The organism is Streptomyces marokkonensis (genome assembly GCF_008312835.1).
Classification (GTDB): Bacteria; Actinomycetota; Actinomycetes; order Streptomycetales; family Streptomycetaceae; genus Streptomyces; species Streptomyces marokkonensis_A.
This window is the reverse complement of sequence record NZ_VSKS01000058.1, coordinates 1-1,701: the sequence shown is the minus strand read 5'-3', so window position 1 is coordinate 1,701 and position 1,701 is coordinate 1. Positions and strand designations below refer to the sequence as shown.

Below are 1,701 nucleotides of genomic sequence, written 5' to 3'. Positions count from 1 at the left end.
TGCGGCCCAACTTCTTCGCCAACACCCCCGACATCCTGCACGCCTACCTCCAGCACGGCGGCCGTCCCGCCTTCGAGGTCCGCGCCGTCCTCGCCGCCACCCTCTCCCCCTCCTGGGGCGTCTACAGCGGCTACGAACTGTGCGAGAACACCCCCCTGCGCGAGGGCGGCGAGGAATACCTCGACAGCGAGAAGTACCAGCTCAGGCCCCGCGACTGGGAGACCGCCGAACGCGAGGGCCGCACCATCGCCCCCCTCCTCACCCGGCTCAACACCATCCGCCGGGAGCACCCCGCGCTCCGCCGGCTCAGGAACCTCCGCTTCCACCGGACCGACAACGACGCCGTCATCGCGTACAGCAAGCGCAGCGGCACCGACGTCGTGCTCGTGGTCGCCAACCTCGACCCGCACCACCCCCAGGAGGCCACGGTCTCGCTGGACATGCCGCAACTCGGCCTGGACTGGCACCAGCCGGTTCCGGTGCGCGACGAGCTCACCGGCGAGGACTACCACTGGGGCGGCGCCAACTACGTGCGGCTGGAGCCGGGGCGGGCTCCCGCGCATGTTCTGCACGTCCAGCGACCGCCCGCCGCACAGCGAATCGGAGGGCGAGGAGCGTCATGACCGTGAACGAGCCAGTGCCGGACACCTTCGAGGACACACCGGCCAGGGACCGGGACCCGGAGTGGTTCAAGCGTGCCGTCTTCTACGAGGTCCTCGTCCGCTCCTTCCAGGACAGCAACGGCGACGGCATCGGCGACCTGAAAGGTCTGACCGCCAAACTGGACTACCTGCAGTGGCTGGGCGTCGACTGCCTGTGGCTGCCGCCCTTCTTCAAGTCGCCCCTGCGCGACGGCGGGTACGACGTCGCCGACTACACGGCCGTCCTGCCCGACTTCGGCGACCTCGCCGACTTCGTGGAGTTCGTCGACTCCGCGCACCAGCGCGGGATCCGCGTGATCATCGACTTCGTCATGAACCACACCAGCGACGAACACCCGTGGTTCCAGGAGTCGCGCAAGGACCCCGACGGCCCCTACGGCGACTTCTACATGTGGGCCGACGACGACAAGGGCTATCCGGACGCGCGGATCATCTTCGTCGACACCGAGGCCTCCAACTGGACGTACGACCCGGTGCGGGGGCAGTACTTCTTCCACCGCTTCTTCTCGCACCAGCCGGACCTCAACTACGAGAACCCGCGCGTGCAGGAGGAGATCCTGGCGGCCCTGCGCTTCTGGCTGGACCTGGGCATCGACGGGTTCCGCCTCGACGCGGTGCCGTACCTGTACGCGGCCGAGGGCACCAACTGCGAGAACCTGCCCGCCTCGCACGCCTTCCTCAAGCGGGTGCGCAAGGAGATCGACACCCAGTACCCGGACACGGTGCTGCTGGCGGAGGCGAACCAGTGGCCGGAGGACGTCGTCGACTACTTCGGCGACTACACCGTCGGCGGCGACGAGTGCCACATGGCGTTCCACTTCCCCGTCATGCCCCGCATCTTCATGGCCGTCCGCCGCGAATCCCGCTACCCGGTCTCCGAGATCCTGGCCAAGACCCCGGCGATCCCCTCGGGCTGCCAATGGGGCATCTTCCTGCGCAACCACGACGAGCTGACCCTGGAGATGGTCACCGACGAGGAACGCGACTACATGTGGGCGGAGTACGCCAAGGACCCCCGCATGCGCGCCAACATCGGCAT

The 1,701-nt window shown here is 68.2% G+C and carries 2 protein-coding genes; both read left to right on the top strand.

Annotated features, from left to right (window positions below):
- The coding region (locus F1615_RS35375) for a DUF3459 domain-containing protein (RefSeq protein WP_149553130.1) at window positions 1-623 on the top strand (623 nt) is incomplete at its 5' end.
- Window positions 620-1,701 (top strand): alpha-amylase family glycosyl hydrolase (locus tag F1615_RS35370; RefSeq protein ID WP_244328982.1); only part of this gene is annotated, 1,082 nt, incomplete at its 3' end. The genes F1615_RS35375 and F1615_RS35370, both read left to right, overlap by 4 nt.